18 protein-coding genes are annotated in these 16,045 nt (G+C 59.1%); 9 read left to right on the top strand and 9 right to left on the bottom strand.

Translation table 11 applies throughout. The features are described from left to right. Window position 1 precedes the first annotated feature (1 nt). Window positions 2-985 (bottom strand): iron exporter MbfA, encoded by a 984-nt coding sequence (gene mbfA, locus EXN68_RS11015; protein ID WP_142840850.1) that lies wholly within the window; start codon window positions 983-985, stop codon window positions 2-4. 138 nt (window positions 986-1,123) lie between these two features. Here mbfA and EXN68_RS11010 point away from each other — a divergent pair, with 138 nt between their 5' ends. Beyond that, the gene (locus tag EXN68_RS11010) at window positions 1,124-1,597 is read left to right on the top strand and encodes a group III truncated hemoglobin (RefSeq protein WP_142840849.1); all 474 of its coding nucleotides are present in this window, start codon (window positions 1,124-1,126) and stop codon (window positions 1,595-1,597) included. A 189-nt stretch (window positions 1,598-1,786) separates the two neighbouring features. After that, a complete protein-coding gene (locus EXN68_RS11005) occupies window positions 1,787-2,890 on the top strand; it encodes a TRAP transporter substrate-binding protein (protein ID WP_142840848.1) in 1,104 nt (367 codons plus the stop codon). A 6-nt stretch (window positions 2,891-2,896) separates the two neighbouring features. Here the strand turns inward: EXN68_RS11005 and EXN68_RS11000 are convergent, their stop codons facing one another. Then, the gene (locus EXN68_RS11000) at window positions 2,897-3,991 is read right to left on the bottom strand and encodes a helix-turn-helix domain-containing protein (RefSeq protein ID WP_161991329.1); all 1,095 of its coding nucleotides are present in this window, start codon (window positions 3,989-3,991) and stop codon (window positions 2,897-2,899) included. 143 nt (window positions 3,992-4,134) lie between these two features. Here EXN68_RS11000 and EXN68_RS10995 point away from each other — a divergent pair, with 143 nt between their 5' ends. Next, complete coding sequence (locus tag EXN68_RS10995) at window positions 4,135-5,208, top strand: alpha/beta hydrolase family protein (protein ID WP_142840846.1); 1,074 nt, start codon at window positions 4,135-4,137, stop codon at window positions 5,206-5,208. A gap of 14 nt (window positions 5,209-5,222) precedes the next feature. Here the strand turns inward: EXN68_RS10995 and EXN68_RS10990 are convergent, their stop codons facing one another. The 3 genes from EXN68_RS10990 to EXN68_RS10980 all read right to left on the bottom strand — a co-directional run bounded on the left by EXN68_RS10990 (window position 5,223) and on the right by EXN68_RS10980 (window position 6,840). Next, complete coding sequence (locus EXN68_RS10990) at window positions 5,223-5,741, bottom strand: GNAT family N-acetyltransferase (RefSeq protein ID WP_142840845.1); 519 nt, start codon at window positions 5,739-5,741, stop codon at window positions 5,223-5,225. Between the two features lie 20 nt (window positions 5,742-5,761). Next, window positions 5,762-6,343: a helix-turn-helix domain-containing protein gene (locus EXN68_RS10985; RefSeq protein ID WP_142840844.1), complete on the bottom strand. Its 582-nt coding sequence runs from the start codon at window positions 6,341-6,343 to the stop codon at window positions 5,762-5,764. Window positions 6,344-6,438: 95 nt separating this feature from the next. Next, complete coding sequence (locus EXN68_RS10980) at window positions 6,439-6,840, bottom strand: ketosteroid isomerase-related protein (protein ID WP_142840843.1); 402 nt, start codon at window positions 6,838-6,840, stop codon at window positions 6,439-6,441. A 73-nt stretch (window positions 6,841-6,913) separates the two neighbouring features. On the opposite strand from EXN68_RS10980, the gene EXN68_RS10975 reads away from it, so the two are divergent. The 3 genes from EXN68_RS10975 (at window position 6,914) to lepA (ending at window position 10,288) form a co-directional block, all read left to right on the top strand. Beyond that, the gene (locus tag EXN68_RS10975; protein ID WP_161991297.1) at window positions 6,914-7,522 is read left to right on the top strand and encodes a GNAT family N-acetyltransferase; all 609 of its coding nucleotides are present in this window, start codon (window positions 6,914-6,916) and stop codon (window positions 7,520-7,522) included. After that, complete coding sequence (locus EXN68_RS10970) at window positions 7,519-8,388, top strand: carbon-nitrogen hydrolase family protein (RefSeq protein WP_142840841.1); 870 nt, start codon at window positions 7,519-7,521, stop codon at window positions 8,386-8,388. Before EXN68_RS10975 ends, EXN68_RS10970 begins: the two co-directional genes overlap by 4 nt. A 61-nt stretch (window positions 8,389-8,449) precedes the next feature. After that, on the top strand, window positions 8,450-10,288 hold the full coding sequence (gene lepA, locus EXN68_RS10965; RefSeq protein ID WP_161991328.1) for a translation elongation factor 4: 1,839 nt from the start codon (window positions 8,450-8,452) through the stop codon (window positions 10,286-10,288). A gap of 69 nt (window positions 10,289-10,357) precedes the next feature. Here the strand turns inward: lepA and EXN68_RS10960 are convergent, their stop codons facing one another. Then, on the bottom strand, window positions 10,358-10,765 hold the full coding sequence (locus EXN68_RS10960; protein ID WP_142840840.1) for a DUF2000 family protein: 408 nt from the start codon (window positions 10,763-10,765) through the stop codon (window positions 10,358-10,360). Window positions 10,766-10,859: 94 nt separating this feature from the next. On the opposite strand from EXN68_RS10960, the gene EXN68_RS10955 reads away from it, so the two are divergent. Beyond that, the gene (locus EXN68_RS10955; RefSeq protein WP_161991327.1) at window positions 10,860-11,636 is read left to right on the top strand and encodes an AraC family transcriptional regulator; all 777 of its coding nucleotides are present in this window, start codon (window positions 10,860-10,862) and stop codon (window positions 11,634-11,636) included. On the opposite strand, the gene EXN68_RS10950 is transcribed toward EXN68_RS10955, so the two are convergent. Next, entirely contained in the window at window positions 11,637-12,524 is an 888-nt protein-coding gene (locus EXN68_RS10950; RefSeq protein ID WP_142840839.1) for an NAD(P)/FAD-dependent oxidoreductase, read from the bottom strand. Window positions 12,525-12,678: 154 nt separating this feature from the next. On the opposite strand from EXN68_RS10950, the gene EXN68_RS10945 reads away from it, so the two are divergent. Next, the gene (locus EXN68_RS10945; RefSeq protein ID WP_142840838.1) at window positions 12,679-13,137 is read left to right on the top strand and encodes an Rrf2 family transcriptional regulator; all 459 of its coding nucleotides are present in this window, start codon (window positions 12,679-12,681) and stop codon (window positions 13,135-13,137) included. Between the two features lie 74 nt (window positions 13,138-13,211). On the opposite strand, the gene EXN68_RS10940 is transcribed toward EXN68_RS10945, so the two are convergent. Together EXN68_RS10940 and EXN68_RS10935 are read right to left on the bottom strand one after the other, a co-directional pair. Beyond that, entirely contained in the window at window positions 13,212-13,529 is a 318-nt protein-coding gene (locus EXN68_RS10940) for a hypothetical protein (RefSeq protein ID WP_142840837.1), read from the bottom strand. Window positions 13,530-13,600: 71 nt separating this feature from the next. Further along, window positions 13,601-15,001: an aminotransferase-like domain-containing protein gene (locus EXN68_RS10935; RefSeq protein ID WP_142841263.1), complete on the bottom strand. Its 1,401-nt coding sequence runs from the start codon at window positions 14,999-15,001 to the stop codon at window positions 13,601-13,603. 163 nt (window positions 15,002-15,164) lie between these two features. On the opposite strand from EXN68_RS10935, the gene EXN68_RS10930 reads away from it, so the two are divergent. After that, the gene (locus EXN68_RS10930; protein ID WP_142840836.1) at window positions 15,165-16,040 is read left to right on the top strand and encodes a DMT family transporter; all 876 of its coding nucleotides are present in this window, start codon (window positions 15,165-15,167) and stop codon (window positions 16,038-16,040) included. Window positions 16,041-16,045 lie beyond the last annotated feature (5 nt).

Genomic DNA, 16,045 nt, shown 5'->3' with positions numbered 1-16,045 from the left:
TTCAGCCATTGCCGATGATAATGCCGGCTGCCAGCACCAGCGAACCGCCAAGCACAACCTGAAACACCGCCCGCAGGAACGGCGTTTCCATGAAGCGGTTCTGAATGAAGGCGATGGCCCAGAGTTCCACGAAAACGACGATGGCGGCGATTGCCGTGGCCGTCCAGAAATGTGGAATGAGATAAGGCAGCGCGTGGCCGAGGCCACCGACGGCCGTCATGATGCCAGAGGCGAAGCCCCGTTTTACCGGCGAGCCACGGCCCGAAAGCTTGCCATCATCATGGGCGGCCTCGGTAAAGCCCATCGAAATGCCCGCGCCCACGGAGGCTGAAAGGCCGATGAGGAAGGTCTGCCAGGTATCCTGCGTGGCGAAAGCCGCGGCGAAGATCGGCGCAAGCGTCGAGACGGAACCGTCCATCAACCCCGCAAGGCCCGGCTGCACATAGGTCAGAAGAAACTGCCGCTTGGCCGTTGCCGCCTCTTCGGACTTGCCGTCTTCATCGAGATGTTTTTCTTCCAGCCGTTGGGCAATCTCTTCGTGCCCCCGCTCCGCCTCGGCCAGGTCACCCAACAGCTTGCGTGTCGAGGCATCGGTGGTTCGCTTGAGCGCTTCATCGTAAAAGCGGATCGCCTGCGCTTCCATCAATTCCGCCTGGGCGCGAATTTTTTCCAGCGACAGGTTCTTCACCAGCCAGTCCGGCGTGCGCTCGTAAAATCCGCGCACATGTTCGCGGCGGATCAGCGGGATGGTTTCTCCGAAACGGCGGCGATGCATGTCGATCAGGACATTTCGATGCCGCTGCTCGACCTCCGCCATGTCTTCGAAAACCTTTGCGGATTGCGGATATTGCCCGCGCAGATGATCGGCGTAGGAGCGGTAAATACGGGAATCATCCTCTTCCGACGAGATGGCGAGTGCCAGGATTTCCTGCTCGCCGAGCGAGGAGAAGGGACGTTTGGACAGGGAAAAAAGACTGCGGAACATGGCTGAAACCTTTTTAGAATAATTCTAAATACAGCGGCAGACCGCCACAATCAAGCTTTTTAGAATGATTCTAATACGTCAAAGCGTCGCATTGCGGCGGACCACCAGACGGCGTAAATTTATGGAAAAGGAAGCACGATGCAGGATCCAATCACGGCAAAGGCCGCCCATAACGCCGACATCCAGCACAAGGCGGAAAGAGCCATGGCAGCGATCGGCGTCGATGCCGGTTTCATCGATCTGCTTGTCGAGACATTTTATGGCCGCGTTCTAAAACATCCGACGCTCGGGCCGGTTTTCGATGCGCGACTTTCCGGGCGCTGGCCGGAACACATGGACAAGATGAAACAGTTCTGGTCGGCAATCGCCTTCAAGAATGGCGGTTACGGTGGCAAGCCGGTACAGGCGCATCTGGGCGTGAGTGGAATGACGGCCGAACTTTTCCCGCAATGGCTCACGCTGTTTTCGGCAACGCTCGATGACATCGCGCCGAGCAGGCAGGCCCATGACTGGTTTATGGAAACGGCGGAACGCATCGCCAAAAGCCTGACACTTTCGCTGTTTTATAATCCTGCAATGGACGATCCGGCATTGAAACGCACGCAACCCTGACCATGGCAGGGCAGAAGCCACAAGAAGAACGCGATCACGTGCCAAAACGGCAATCGACAGGCATTGCAGAAGAGCGCGCAAGTTTGGCACATTCCCTCTTGATGGTTGCAAGGATAAATGGTTAGTAGCCTTTGGGAGGCGTACCGTGCGGTTCGCCTGTAATATGCAGACGTATCAGGGCTTATCGACATGGATCGCAGATCATTTATCCGCAAGGCGGGCGCTCTTGGCGCCGGTGTTACCGCAACCGCGCTGGCCGCTCCGGCCATTGCGCAGGAAAACCCCAAAATCACCTGGCGCATGACGTCGTCCTTCACCAAGGGCCTCGACATTCTTTTCGGTGCTGGCCAGATGGTCGCCGATCACGTCAAGGAAGCTTCCGGCGGCAACTTCGTCATCCAGCATTTCGCCGGCGGCGAAATCGTGCCGGCGCTGCAGGCGGCCGATGCGGTGACGGCCGGAACCGTCGAAATGGCGCATACCTGCGCCTATTATTACGTCGGCAAGGACCCGACCTTCGCGCTTGGAACCTCGGTTCCCTTCGGTCTCAACGCGCGCCAGACGAATGCCTGGTTCAACCAGGCCGGCGGCAATGAGCTGCTCAACGAGTTCCTTGCCCAGCACAATATCTACTCGATCCTGCTCGGCAATACAGGCGCTCAGATGGGCGGCTGGTTCCGCAAGGAAATCAACACCATCGACGACCTCAAAGGCCTGAAGATGCGCATTGCCGGCCTCACCGGCCAGGTGATGCAGAAGGTTGGCGTTACCCCGCAGCAGATCGCCGGCGGCGATGTCTATGCCGCGCTGGAAAAGGGCACGATCGACGCAACCGAATTTGTCGGCCCCTATGACGACCAGAAGCTCGGCTTCTACAAGGTCGCAAAATATTACTACTATCCGGCATGGTGGGAAGGCGGCCCGGCCGTGCATGCCTTCGTGAACCTGCAGAAATTCAACGAACTGCCGGAAAACTACAAGCGCATCCTGAAAGACGCCTGCGCCGCCGGCAGCGCCAGCATGCTGGAGCGCTACGACGCGCGCAACCCGAAGGCCCTGAAGGAACTGGTGGCGCAGGGCGCCATCCTGCGGCCGTTCAGCCAGGAAATCCTTGATGTCTGCCACAAGGCGGCACAGGACACCTATGTGGAAATTTCGGCCAAGAACGAGAGCTTCAAGAAGATCTACGAGAGCCAGCAGGCCTTCAAGAAGGATGCCTATCTCTGGGCGCAGATCGCCGAATATACCTATGATACCTACATGATGATCCAGCAGCGCAACGGTACGCTCTGAGCCTCCTCATTTCCCGACCATCTTCAGACGGTCATCCGGCATCTGCCGGGTGGCCGTTTTGTTTGGCGAGACCAGCTTCCACACCTGCCGTTCACGCCAGTCGACCGGGCTCATGCCGGTGACGCGGCGAAATTCCCGGTTAAAGTTGGACTTTGTCTGGAAACCCGAGGAGAACATGATTGCGGTTACCGATTGCTCCGTCTCCTCCAGCAGCCGGCAGGCCTCGCGGATACGGAGCTGGTTGACATATTGCGAGACATTGATGCCGAGGGAACGATTGATCGCACCGGATATTAGCCGGCTGGGCAGGCCGAGGCGTCTGGCCAGCCGGGTCAGGTTGAGGTTCTCGTCGCGGTAAAGCGCCTGTGTTGTCATGAGCTGGTCGAGGCTTGCGATTATGTCGCGGTCCTGTTCCGATGGTTCTGAGGGAGGCGGCAATTCCTCAGCCGGCTCTGCAGCCGTTTGCGGCGCTTTGCTTTTTCCAGCCAGGGCGGCCATCAGACCGATCAGCAACAGCCCGAAAAGATTGGCATTGCTGACAAGCGCGGCGACATTTTCCCCATGCGCCCACTCAAAATCGAGGAACACGAGAAGATCGAACAGCGCCGAAACACAAAGCGCCACGGCGGCGATAATCAATGCCCTGTGCGCAGAAGTGACGCTGGCGAATTGCGCCTCGTCCAGCCCATCCGGCCCTTTTCCTCCCAGAAGAAGCAGTGCGGCGGCATGGCCGACGAAGATGAGGATCAAGGCAAGGTCGATCACTACCGGCAAGGCGAATTCCAGAACAACGATCAACAAAGGCGAGAACACAAGACTTGCCAGCATCGCTCTCCTGCTGTCTGCCCCGACCCTCATCAAGCCGCGAAAGGCGATATAGACTAGCGGTGGCAGGCAGGCGGCCAGAACCGGCAGGACATAACGTACGGCATTGACGCCATACCCCCAGCGCAGGCCGACAAGAACCGATTGCACGGCGCAAAGCGCGATCAGGGCCAGAAAGGCGCGGTTCGTCCGCACATCGTCTCCGCTTCGGAAAAAGACGATGAACATGACGACCAGCAGAAGCGCCACGACGAATGGCAGGGGAATGAAAAGCACGAATAAATATCCCGGATCGACGACCTGTTGTCTTTTCATGGACCAGATCGCGTTTCGGTACGACCTCAAACGCGATCAAGGACGCGAAAAACAGGTGACGGTGCAGATTGGGTCTCGTTCTTTCCGACCGCAAGAGGTTTTTCATGCGCCCCATCGTCACCATCACCACCATGCTGTTTTCCGCTCTCATTACCCAGCCGGCTTTTGCAAATGAAGCCGTTGGCGTCAGCGAAATCGCCATCCACTCTCCCGAACGTGGCGAGGACCTTGCCGTCACCGTCTGGTATCCTTCGGAGGGCAACGGCACGCAGACGCTTTCCGGCGAGGACCGGATTTTTCAAGGCACGCCCGTCTTCAAGGACGGTGCGGTACAACCGGGTCGCCTGCCGCTGGTGCTTCTGTCACACGGTTCGGGCTCGAGAGTGAGCGGCATGGCCTGGATCGCGGCAAAGCTTGCGAGCGAAGGTTTCATCGTCGCCGGCCCCAACCATCCCGGCACCACCAGCGGCGATTCAACGCCTGCCGATACGCCGAAAATCTGGGAGCGGACGGGTGATCTTTCCACGATCCTCACCGCGTTGACGACGCAGGGCAAATGGTCGGGCGCGATCGATGCGCAGAGGATCGGCGTCCTCGGCTTTTCGCTCGGTGGCAGCGCGGCAATGGAGATTTCGGGCGCACGCGCCGATCTCAACGAGTATAAGCGCTATTGCGAAGACTATGCCACGATGATGGATTGCCAATGGTTTGCCGGCGGCCGGGGTTATCTCAACAACGAGCCGGTCAGTGTACCGAAGCTCGACCTCGGAACCCTCGACAAGGCCCGTTTCGAGCAGCAGAACCGCGATCCACGCATTCGTTCCGCCGTGCTGGTCGATCCTGGCCTCGCACTCGCCTTCCAGCCGGACAGCATGAAAACAATCGACATTCCGCTGGCCTTCATCAATCTCGGCAGCAAGGGGAAAATTCCACCGGCCGTGCTGGCGGACAAACTGGCAGCCGAGGTGCCCGGCGCGACCTATCAACAGGTCGATGAGGCCAACCATTTCAGCTTCCTGCCCCTATGCAAACCGGATGCCGATGCGTTTCTCAAATCCGTTGGCGAGCGTGATCCGATCTGCGAACCAGCCGGGCCGCGCGACCGTGCGGATATTCATGCCGAACTGGAAAAGGTGATTGTTGACGCCTTCAACCGCACGCTGAAGCCGGGACAATAAGCAGACTAAATGCTCTAGTCGATCCGCTTGTAAAACAGCGTCGTGCCACAATAACGCCCATCGGGAAACAGGGCGTAATCGGGAATGACCCCGACCCGTTCCCAGCCAAGGCGGGGATAGATAGCCTCTGCATCACTGCCTGTGGCCGTATCCAGCACCAAAAGGGTACGGCCACGGGCTGCCGTTTCCTCTTCAACCTTCTGCATGAGCTTGCGGGCAAGCCCGAGACCCCGCGCCGAGGGATGCACGAGAAGCTTCATCAGATCGCCGCGATGTGGCTGGTTGGGTTTGGAAGCGAGGCCCACCTGCACGGTTCCCACCACCTTGCCATCCACTTCCGCCACGACATGGATCGTGCCGCCCTCATTCGCCGCTTCCGCCACGGCTCGCCAGAAGGGCTCTGCATCCTGCGGAGAAAAGGGCAACATGAAACCAACGGATGCGCCGCCATTGACGCAGGCGGAAAGGACTTCGCAAAGTTCCGGCAGGACGTCGAGCGTCTCTTGCCCGTTCAGCACGCGGATGGTGGCCATGAAAACTCCTCTGGAAAAAATCAGCGCTGTCTTTGGTCCAGCACGACGGCGTAACGGGCGGGTTTTTCGGAAGGATTGTGAAAGACATGTCCTTCACCGACCGGCATGAAAAGGCAGTCGCCGGGCTCCATCAGATGCACCGTACCGCCGCTCGTCATCTCCAGAACGCCTTCGAAAAGCCAGACATATTGCGTCATGCCCCTGCTTGCCGCATGCGGCGGAAAGCCGACACGCGCACCGGCCGGAAACTCGACCTCGACAATATCGACATCGGAACCGACGCGCGGTGGGGAGATGGCGCGGCGGACATAACCGGTTTCGGGATCTTTCCAGAGCTGCTGGTCCCGCTTCTTTACCAGCGGGGAAACAGCCTCTTCGTTTTCGGCGAAGAAGCCGGAGAGCGACAGGCCCAATGCTGCGCAGATGCGGGCGAGCAGCGACGCCGTCGGGCTCGCCTCACCCCGTTCGATGCGGGAGATCATAGCGCGGCTGACACCGGATTCAGAGGCAAGCCGATCCAGTGTCAGGCCGTTTTCCGCCCGCAACGACCTGATCCGCTCACCGATCGAACGTTCGAGAATATGATCTTCATTTTCCATCATATGAGACTATAATTCCCATATGATGGAGTCAATATCCACGATAGTGGAAACCCGATTACCGTCGGATGGCCATTATCGCGGGAACAATGAAGGCTTCAGGCACCGACCTGGGCAATCCAGTCGTTCAGATTATAGTAGTTTGTTACTCGACTAACTTTTCCATCCTTCAGGTCGAAGAAGGCACCGGCGGGCAGGACGTATTTCTGGCCATCAGCTTCCGGCAATCCCTCATCAGTCTTGAGATATTCGCCATTGACGGTGAATTCGGCGGAGGCACGTTTACCGTCTGCGCTCGCCATGATCACCATGTCGGTGAGGTTTTCCTTATAGCAGCGGTTCATGTGGTCCATGAAGGAGGCAAAAGCCGCCTTGCCGGCCTGGCGTTCGCCCTGATTGATGTCATGCACCACCTCGTCATGAAGAAGCGCCAGAAAGGCATCCATGTCCTGTCGGTTGAAGGCATCGTAATAGGCGCGGATGGTCTCGGCAGCGGTCATCGTCTTCTCCGTTCAATGCTTGCGCGGGTTTTCCATGACGGTATAACCAGCGGAACCGAAAGTGAAAATGCCCATGACCGTCGAAATCAAGTCTCTTTCCGGCATTGACGCCGCACCCTATTTCGATGATCTCGCACGGCTGCGGATTACGGTGTTCCGCGCCTTCCCCTATCTCTATGATGGTTCGGTGGACTATGAGCGCAAATATCTGGCCACCTATGCCGATACGAAGGGCGCTGTTTTCGTGCTGGCGCTCGACGGCGGGCAGGTTGTCGGCATGTCCACGGGCATGCCCATGGCGGCGGAAACCGACGAGGTGAAATCGCCTTTCCTTGTTGCCGGTTACGACCCGTTGCAGCTGTTTTATTTCGGCGAAAGCGTGCTGTTGCCGGATTATCGCGGTCACGGCATCGGCGTGCGGTTTTTCGAGGAACGGGAGGCCCATGCCAGACGTCTCGACTTCGACTGGTGCACCTTCTGCGCTGTCGAGCGGCCTGCGGATCACCCGCGCCGCCCGGCAGATTACGTGCCGCTGAATGCCTTCTGGGAAAAGCGCGGCTATCGCCACCACCCCGAGCTGCGCACCAGCTTTACCTGGCAGGATATCGACGAGAGCGTCGAGAGCCCGAAACCGCTGTCCTTCTGGATGAAGAACATCGCCGCAGGAGATAGAAACCGATGACCCGCCTCGCCGCCAGCCAATATGCGATCGAACTGATCGAGACATGGGAAGCCTATGCGGCGCATCTTGCCGCCATCGTGCGCGAGGCGAAAGAAACGGGTGCGGAACTGCTGCTTCTGCCGGAATATTCGGCCATGGCGCTGACCGGGCAATTACCGCCCGAGGCACGGTCGGATCTGCATCGTTCCATCGAAGAGATACAGCCGCTTATTCCTTCCTGGGTGGAACTTTGCGAAGAGCTGGCACGACAACATCAAATCCTCTTCCAGCCGGGCAGCGCGCCGGTGAAGGACCCGGACGGCAAGTTCCGCAACCGGGCATGGCTGTTTGGACCGGACGGGTTGATCGGTTATCAGGACAAGCAGATCATGACCCGTTTCGAGCGGGAGCAATGGAACATCCATGCCGGTGCAGAGGGTCTGAAAGACTTCGACACGCCAGTCGGCAAGCTCGGCATCCTCATCTGTTACGATAATGAGTTTCCCATGCTCGGCCGCAGGCTGGCGGAACTCGGCGTGGAACTCGTTCTTGCCCCCAGTTGCACCGACACGCTGGCAGGCGCTTACCGGGTGCGCATCGGCGCGCAGGCGCGGGCGCTGGAAAACCAATATGCCGTGCTCTCCTCTCCCACCGCAGGCGAGGCCCCATGGTCACCTGCCGTCGATGAAAATCGCGGCCGTGCGGCGCTTTACGTGCCGTCCGACTATGGCATGCCGGCATCCGGCATCGTTGCGGAAAGCGACAGCGATGCGGTGACGCAGAGCACGCTATTGATTGCCGATATCGATCTTGCCGCTGTCGCAAGACTCAGAACCGAAGGACAGGTGGCCACCCGTCGCGACTGGCCGGAGCAATTTGCGATCTAAAAAGCCCATTTTAAAGGGCTTTTAACCAAATTCCCGCTTTGCGGCATGAGAAGCCCCTGCTATAGCGCGGAGCATGAGCACAAATTCGACCCGCACGCCCCTGGACCATATCCGCAACTTCTCGATCGTTGCCCACATCGATCACGGCAAATCGACGCTGGCCGACCGGTTGATCCAGTCGACGGGCGGCCTTGCCGAACGCGACATGTCGGAACAGGTTCTCGATTCGATGGATATCGAGCGCGAGCGCGGTATCACCATCAAGGCCCAGACCGTGCGCCTGCACTATAAGGCGAATAACGGCGAAACCTATGTGCTGAACCTCATCGACACCCCCGGCCACGTCGACTTCGCCTACGAAGTGTCCCGCTCGCTTTCGGCGTGCGAGGGTTCGCTGCTCGTCGTGGACGCATCGCAGGGCGTGGAAGCCCAGACGCTTGCCAACGTCTATCAGGCGATCGACAACGATCACGAGCTGGTGACGGTGCTCAACAAGATCGATCTGCCGGCGGCCGAACCCGACCGCATCAAGGAGCAGATCGAGGAAGTGATCGGCATCGACGCTTCCGACGCCGTGATGATTTCGGCCAAGACCGGCCTTGGCATTCCCGATGTTCTGGAAGCCATCGTCAACCGCCTGCCGCCGCCGACGAGCGAAGTTGGCGAAAACGGCCCGCTGAAGGCACTGCTGGTCGACAGCTGGTACGACACCTATCTCGGCGTCATGGTTCTGGTACGCGTCATCGACGGCGTGCTGAGCAAGGGCCAGCAGATCCGCATGATGGGTTCAGGCGCGAAATACGGCATCGAGCGCGTTGGTGTGCTGACCCCGAAGATGGTCAATGTCGACAGCCTCGGCCCTGGCGAGATCGGCTTCATCACCGCCTCGATCAAGGAAGTTGCTGATACCCGCGTCGGCGATACGATCACCGACGACAAGCGCCCGACCGCGCAGGCCCTGCCCGGCTTCAAACCGGCACAGCCCGTGGTATTCTGCGGTCTCTTCCCGGTCGACGCGGCGGACTTCGAAGATTTGCGTGCGGCGGTGGGCAAGCTTCGCCTCAACGACGCCTCCTTCTCTTTCGAAATGGAATCGTCTGCCGCTCTCGGCTTCGGTTTCCGTTGCGGCTTCCTTGGCCTGCTGCATCTTGAAATCATTCAGGAACGCCTTGAGCGCGAGTTCAATCTCGATCTCGTCGCCACCGCACCTTCGGTTGTCTATGAAATGACGCTGACTGACGGTACCGAGAAAGAACTTCACAATCCGGCCGATATGCCCGACGTGGTGAAGATCAAGGAAATTCGCGAACCGTGGATCAAGGCGACGATCCTGACGCCGGACGAATATCTCGGCGGCATCCTGAAGCTGTGTCAGGACCGGCGCGGCCTGCAGACGGAGCTGACCTATGTCGGCAACCGCGCGATGATCACCTATGAACTGCCGCTCAACGAAGTGGTATTCGATTTCTACGACCGGCTTAAATCCATCTCCAAGGGTTACGCCTCGTTCGATTACAACATCATCGATTATCGCGAAGGCGATCTCGTCAAGATGTCGATCCTCGTGAATGGCGATCCTGTTGATGCGCTTTCCATGCTGGTGCACCGCTCGGCGGCCGACCGGCGTGGGCGCGGCATGTGCGAGAAGCTGAAGGAACTCATTCCGCCGCACATGTTCCAGATCCCGATCCAGGCGGCCATCGGCGGCAAGGTCATCGCCCGCGAAACCGTGCGCGCGCTGCGCAAGGACGTGACGGCGAAGTGTTACGGCGGCGACGCGACACGTAAGCGCAAACTTCTGGACAAGCAGAAGGAAGGCAAAAAGCGCATGCGTCAGTTCGGCAAGGTGGAAATTCCGCAGGAAGCCTTCATCGCCGCCCTGAAGATGAACGACGAATAAGCAGCACTGATACTGCATCGCTATTGGAGGGAGGCTTACAGCCTCCCTTTTGCGTTTGAAGCGACATGGTTAGGTATGCAGCTTTGCGCCCTTGGTGATTTTGTCGACGATCTTCTTGTCCGCCCGCAGCGCCATACCGACCACCCTGGCATTCTCAGGAGAAAACTCCGAAAATACCTGACGGTTGGCGACATCGTGCCCGGTCGCGAACATTTCCTCAATGTAGAGTGATGTTGTGACATCGCGCTCGAGGGATCGCTGATGGATCTTTCGGAGCGCTTCCTGATCCGTGGCCATGACAACGATCGGCTGGATGGACAGGGGATTGTAGACGTTGCCGGCACCATCGCGGTATGGTTCCCCGATGATCTCTCCGGTCTGGGCGACAATCCCGGACATGAGAAATGCAGTAACGTTCAGTTTTTGCCATACGGCAAGGTCATCACGAAGGATAACGGCGATCTTGGTATCAAACATGCGAACTCAATCTGGCTGTGGTTACGAAAGAGAAGCAACCCTAGACCCTTCGCGCACCGTCGATCTTGAACGTTCGTGCAAATTCGAGGGGATCGTGCAGGCGCCCGCAAGCGAGGGCATAGAACGCATCGAAGCACGCTTTCATGGCAACGCCTATGCGCCGCATCGCCATGATACCTATGCGCTCGGCGTCACCCTTTCCGGCGTCCAGACTTTTTCCTATCGCGGGACCTCGCATTTCAGCATGCCGGGAAATGTCATCGTGCTGCATCCCGACGAAGTGCACGATGGGGGCGCAGGCACGGATGAAGGCCTGCGCTACCGCATGCTTTATCTTCCGCCTGAAAAAATCGCGCAGGCGGGATATCAGGCGCTGCCCTTTGCAAAAAATCCCGTTATCGAGGACGCCGCGTTCCGGCAATGTCTGATCGAGGCGCTCGGCAATCTCCAGAGCGAGCCGGACAATCTGCTCCTGACCGACTGGCAATCGAGACTGGCGGATCTGCTTTCCAAACATTCAAACGGCAGCGCTACAACCATCAAACGGATTGACCACGCCGCCGTTTTGCGGTGTCGGGACTATCTGCTGGAGAACAGTGCCGACACTGTCGGTGCAGAGGAGTTGGAGCGAATAAGCGGGCTCGACCGCTTTACGCTCTTCCGGCATTTCCGTGGCCTGCTGGGAACCAGCCCGCATCGTTATCTCATCATGCGGCGACTACAAAAATGCAAGGAGATGATGCGGGCCGGTGCCAGCCTTGCTGAAACGGCATTTGCCTGCGGGTTTGCCGATCAGGCGCATTTCACCCGGCATTTCAAGAATGCCTTCGGCATGCCTCCCGGACGCTGGCTTAGCCTCACCTCCAGCTGATCATTCCGGAAACAGGATCGACCGGTGCGCCGCGGCACCTGTCATGGCACCATCGCCCACCGCAAGGGCGACAGAGCCTGCCGGCCTTGCGACATCACCGCAGGCAAAGACGCCGCGGACCGTGGTCTGTTTCATGGCATCAGTCACGATGCTCGATCCCATGGGCCCCTCCTCCACGGAGCAGCCGAGTTTTCCGATCCATTCCGAGGTGATCCGCAGTTTCGGCTGGGTGAAAAGACCGGCCAGCGCAATGCTGCGGCCGTCGGCCAGAACGACATCCGCATGTCCGGCAATTTCCGCGATACGGTCTTTTTCCACCCGGACACCACGGGCAGACAGAAGTGCGGCCTGATCCTCATCCGGCACGAACATGCCATTGGTAAAGAAAGTCGTCTCACCCCAGTCCGGCAGCATCAGGGCGTGATGAATAGCCATGGGTGAAGCGGCAATGACACCGATTTTTCCCTGATCGAGTTCGTAGCCATGGCAATAGGGGCAATGAAAGACCGAAGAGCCCCAGCGCTCTTTCAGCCCGGCTATGTCAGGCAGCTGATCGGTAACGCCCATGGCAAGGATCAGCCGGGCCGCACTTTCGCGGCGGTGACCGTCGATCTCAACGGCGAAATCGCCAAAAGACCCCTCGGCGCCGGTCACGCTACCCTCCGCCCACGCTATCGTCTGGTAACGCTCGATCTGCCGGCGCGCTTCGGCGACGATCTCGCCCGGTGCCTTGCCATCCTGTCCAAGAAAACCATGGGAATGGCTGGCAAAACGGTTCCTTCTTTTACCCGCATCCACAACAAGAACGTTCTTTCTGGCGCGGCCCAGCTGCAGGGCGGCGGATAGACCGGCATAGCTGCCGCCGATGACGATGACGTCGAATTTCATGATGCACCTATCGTTCAAGACCGGGCAGGAAGCGCCCGCTTATTTTCACGATACTTATATTGTTACGTGATTTTTCGAGTCAAGGGTCATGCAACTTATATTGTTACGTCACTTCGGAACTGATAGCGTGGCGAAAAACAAATGGGCTTGCGCAATGAGACACGACACGCGCCTTTCAAGGGTGCTGCATATTCTGATCCATATGGAAAAACACGAGAGAGCGGCGACCTCTGAAAGCATCGCGGCCATGCTGCAGACCAATCCTGTGGTGGTGCGCAGAACCATGGCGGGCCTGCGGGAGCATGGTTATGTCTCATCGGAAAAAGGCCATGGCGGCGGCTGGGTCCTTGCTCGACCGCTCAGCGAGATCACCCTGCTGGATATTTACCGGGCGCTCGGCGCACCGGAGCTGTTTTCCATCGGTCTGGCGGGCGACAATCCGAACTGCGTTATAGAACAGGCGGTCAATGAGGCCCTTTTTGACGCGATGAAAGAGGCGGAAACCATCCTCCTGTCCCGCTTTGGGAGCATAACGCTTGCAGCGCTGGCGAAAGAATCGATCGCCCGCTGGTCCAAGGTGTCCAATAGCCCATCGGCGATGGAGCAGCTCTAAACGCGAAAGCTGATTGCACCCACGAAAAAACCGCCTGCCCGAAGGCAGACGGTCTTATAATGTCAGTCAGCCCATTACGGCTGGGTCTGAGTGCCACCCGTATTCGGGCTTGCCGGGGCCGTGTTGTTTGCCGGCGGCGTTGCCGGGGCAGTCGGCGCCATGGGGGCGGGCGCCTGATCCGTGGCCGCAGGCGGCGTGGTGGACGATGTCGTGGCTGGATCGGTGGTCGGGCCGCTCATCTGCGACCAGGCAAAAACGCCCACCAGCACAACGACGATGATTGCCAGCCACGGTACCCAGGACGACGAGGTCCGGGCCGTCGGCTCATTGCTGATATTCAGTTCCGGACGAAGATCGCGGTCCGGGCGCGGGTTGTTGGGATCGAATGTCATGGTATTTCTCCTCTTCACTCTGCGGAGAAAACGGTGTTCACGCGATTTTGTTCCGATTCATCCCCATGCCTTCAGGGCAGGCGGTGATCGGCCGCCTCCCGGAGCGCATCCTCGAGCACCGTCATGGTCTGCGGACTGCCCATTTGCGATACATTGAAACGCATGAAACTGGATGCATTCTGCGAGGAACTGAAGACGTTGCCGGGTGCCAGAACCACCTGCTGCGCAAGCGCGCGGCGCGCCACATCGCCCGCATCCACTCCGTCCGGCAGACGGCACCATAAAAACATGCCCGCCTGCGGCTCGATCCAGGGCACACATCCAATCGACTTCAGACGTGCCGCCGCCTGCGGCATCACGGCCGCAAGGCGCAGTCGAAGCGCCTCGACATGCTTGCGGTAACTGCCATCCGTCAAAAGCGACAGTACCAGCGCCGCAGAAAAATGCGCTCCACCGAAAGCGGTGGCGATCTTGAGATCGGTCAGCGCTTCCACCCATGCCAGAGGTGCCGCGATGAAACCGCACCGCACGGAAGCCGACAGGGTTTTTGAAAAACTGCCGATCTGGACAACACGGTTAAGACCATCAAAAGCAGCCAGCCGCGGTGCCGCCTGTGTTTCGAAATCGGCAAAAATATCATCCTCGATGATGGTCAGCCCCGCCTGTTCGGCGAGCATCAACAGCCGATGGGCGGTAACGGCGGAAAGTCTGGCGCTGGTCGGATTATGGATCGCGGAATTGGTAATATAAAGACGCGGCTGGTGTTCCTTCAGCGCCTGTTCGAACAACGGCAAGTCCGGCCCGGTTGGCGTGTAAGGCACGCCGATGACCCTGACGCGGTGCGCGCGCAGCAGCGCATGGAAATTGAAATAACAGGGATCGTCGACAATCACCGCATCCCCCGGCTGCAGCAGGAAACGGCAGAGAAGATCGATCGCCTGCGTACCGGAATCGGTAAGCATGATCTGGCCGGTGCCCGCCTGTACCCCGTGTTCCGCAAGCCTGCGCGACAGAAGCTGGCGAAGTTGCAGCAGCCCCATTGGGCTCGCATAATCCGTCAGCAGGGCAGTATCCGCACGAGCAAGCCCCCGCATCGCCCGCCGCAGCGCCTCCTCCGGCATCCATGACGCGGGAAGCCAGCCGCAGCCGGGCTTGGCAAGGACGGAGGCCTCATCCAGCGCCTGCCGCGACACCCACAGGGGATCCACCGCCCTATCCAGCCGCGGCTCGATATCGGCCAGAGATAACGGCGCAAGCGGACCCGCCACAAAAAACCCGGAGCCGGGACGAGAACCTATCGTGCCATCAGCCACCAGGCGGTCATAGGCTTCGACGACGGTGGAGGTGGAAACCTGCATCGCCTTTGCCAGCGCCCGCACCGAAGGCAAACGTGCGCCCGGCACCAGGTTGCGCGCGGCGATGCGCTGGCGGATACTCGCCATTACTTTTTCTATGCGTGTTCCGGGCTGCATGCCTGTTCCGGGCTCAATGCGCGTGACGGGAACAACCTGCTCGTTCAAACCGCTCTCCATCCGTACTGGGGCATCAACCATAACAGTTTCTTGAAATTGTACACGACTGTTGCTGTTCCTGCCAGCCGTTCCGGATCAAGAAAGCTAAATGCAGGAGATGACAATGGACAAGACGACAAGCGGCTGGCTGAACGGCCTTATCGGCGTGGTGATATTCAGCGGTTCACTGCCGGCCACACGTATTGCGGTGACCGATTTCGATCCGGTGTTCCTGACTGTTGCCCGCGCCAGCATTGCCGGCATTCTGGCACTCGCCCTGCTGTTGCTGTTCCAGCAAAAACGCCCGGCGCGGAACGATATGACATCGCTTTTCATCGTCTCGTTCGGTGTGGTGGTGGGTTTTCCGCTTTTGACGGCGCTGGCGCTGCGTCACGTGACATCAGCGCATTCCATCGTCTTCGTCGGGCTATTGCCGCTCGCAACTGCCGTCTTCGCGGTGTTGCGCGGTGGTGAACGTCCCCGTCCGGCCTTCTGGCTGTTTTCCTGTCTGGGCAGTGCTCTCGTGGCAGGTTTTTCACTGTCGAACTCGCTTTCAGCCGGAGTTGGGGCTTCGCTTGCCGGCGATCTCCTGATGCTGGGCGCGATCATCGTCTGCGGACTGGGTTATGCCGAGGGCGCCGCGCTGTCGCGGAAGCTGGGCGGCTGGCAGGTCATCTCCTGGGCACTCGTTCTCTCGCTGCCGGTGATGCTGCCGCTTGCCTTTTTCACCGGACCGGAAACGCTTGCCGGCATTGATCCGCAGGCCTGGGGCGGCCTTGCCTATGTGTCGCTGTTCAGCATGTTGATCGGCTTCATCTTCTGGTATCGCGGACTGGCGCTCGGCGGTATTGCCGCTGTGGGCCAGCTGCAATTGCTGCAGCCGTTCTTCGGGCTGGTGCTTGCAGCAACGCTGCTGCATGAAGAGGTGAGCCCTGCCATGATCGGGGTTACGCTTGTCGTAGTGCTTTGCGTTGCGGGTGCCAGAAAATTCGCGCGCTGACACCC

Source organism: Martinezella rhizogenes, assembly GCF_007002745.1.
GTDB classification, from domain to species: domain Bacteria; phylum Pseudomonadota; class Alphaproteobacteria; order Rhizobiales; family Rhizobiaceae; genus Agrobacterium; species Agrobacterium cucumeris.
The sequence above is the reverse complement of the archived record's forward strand: the minus strand, read 5'-3'. Positions and strand labels throughout refer to the sequence as shown.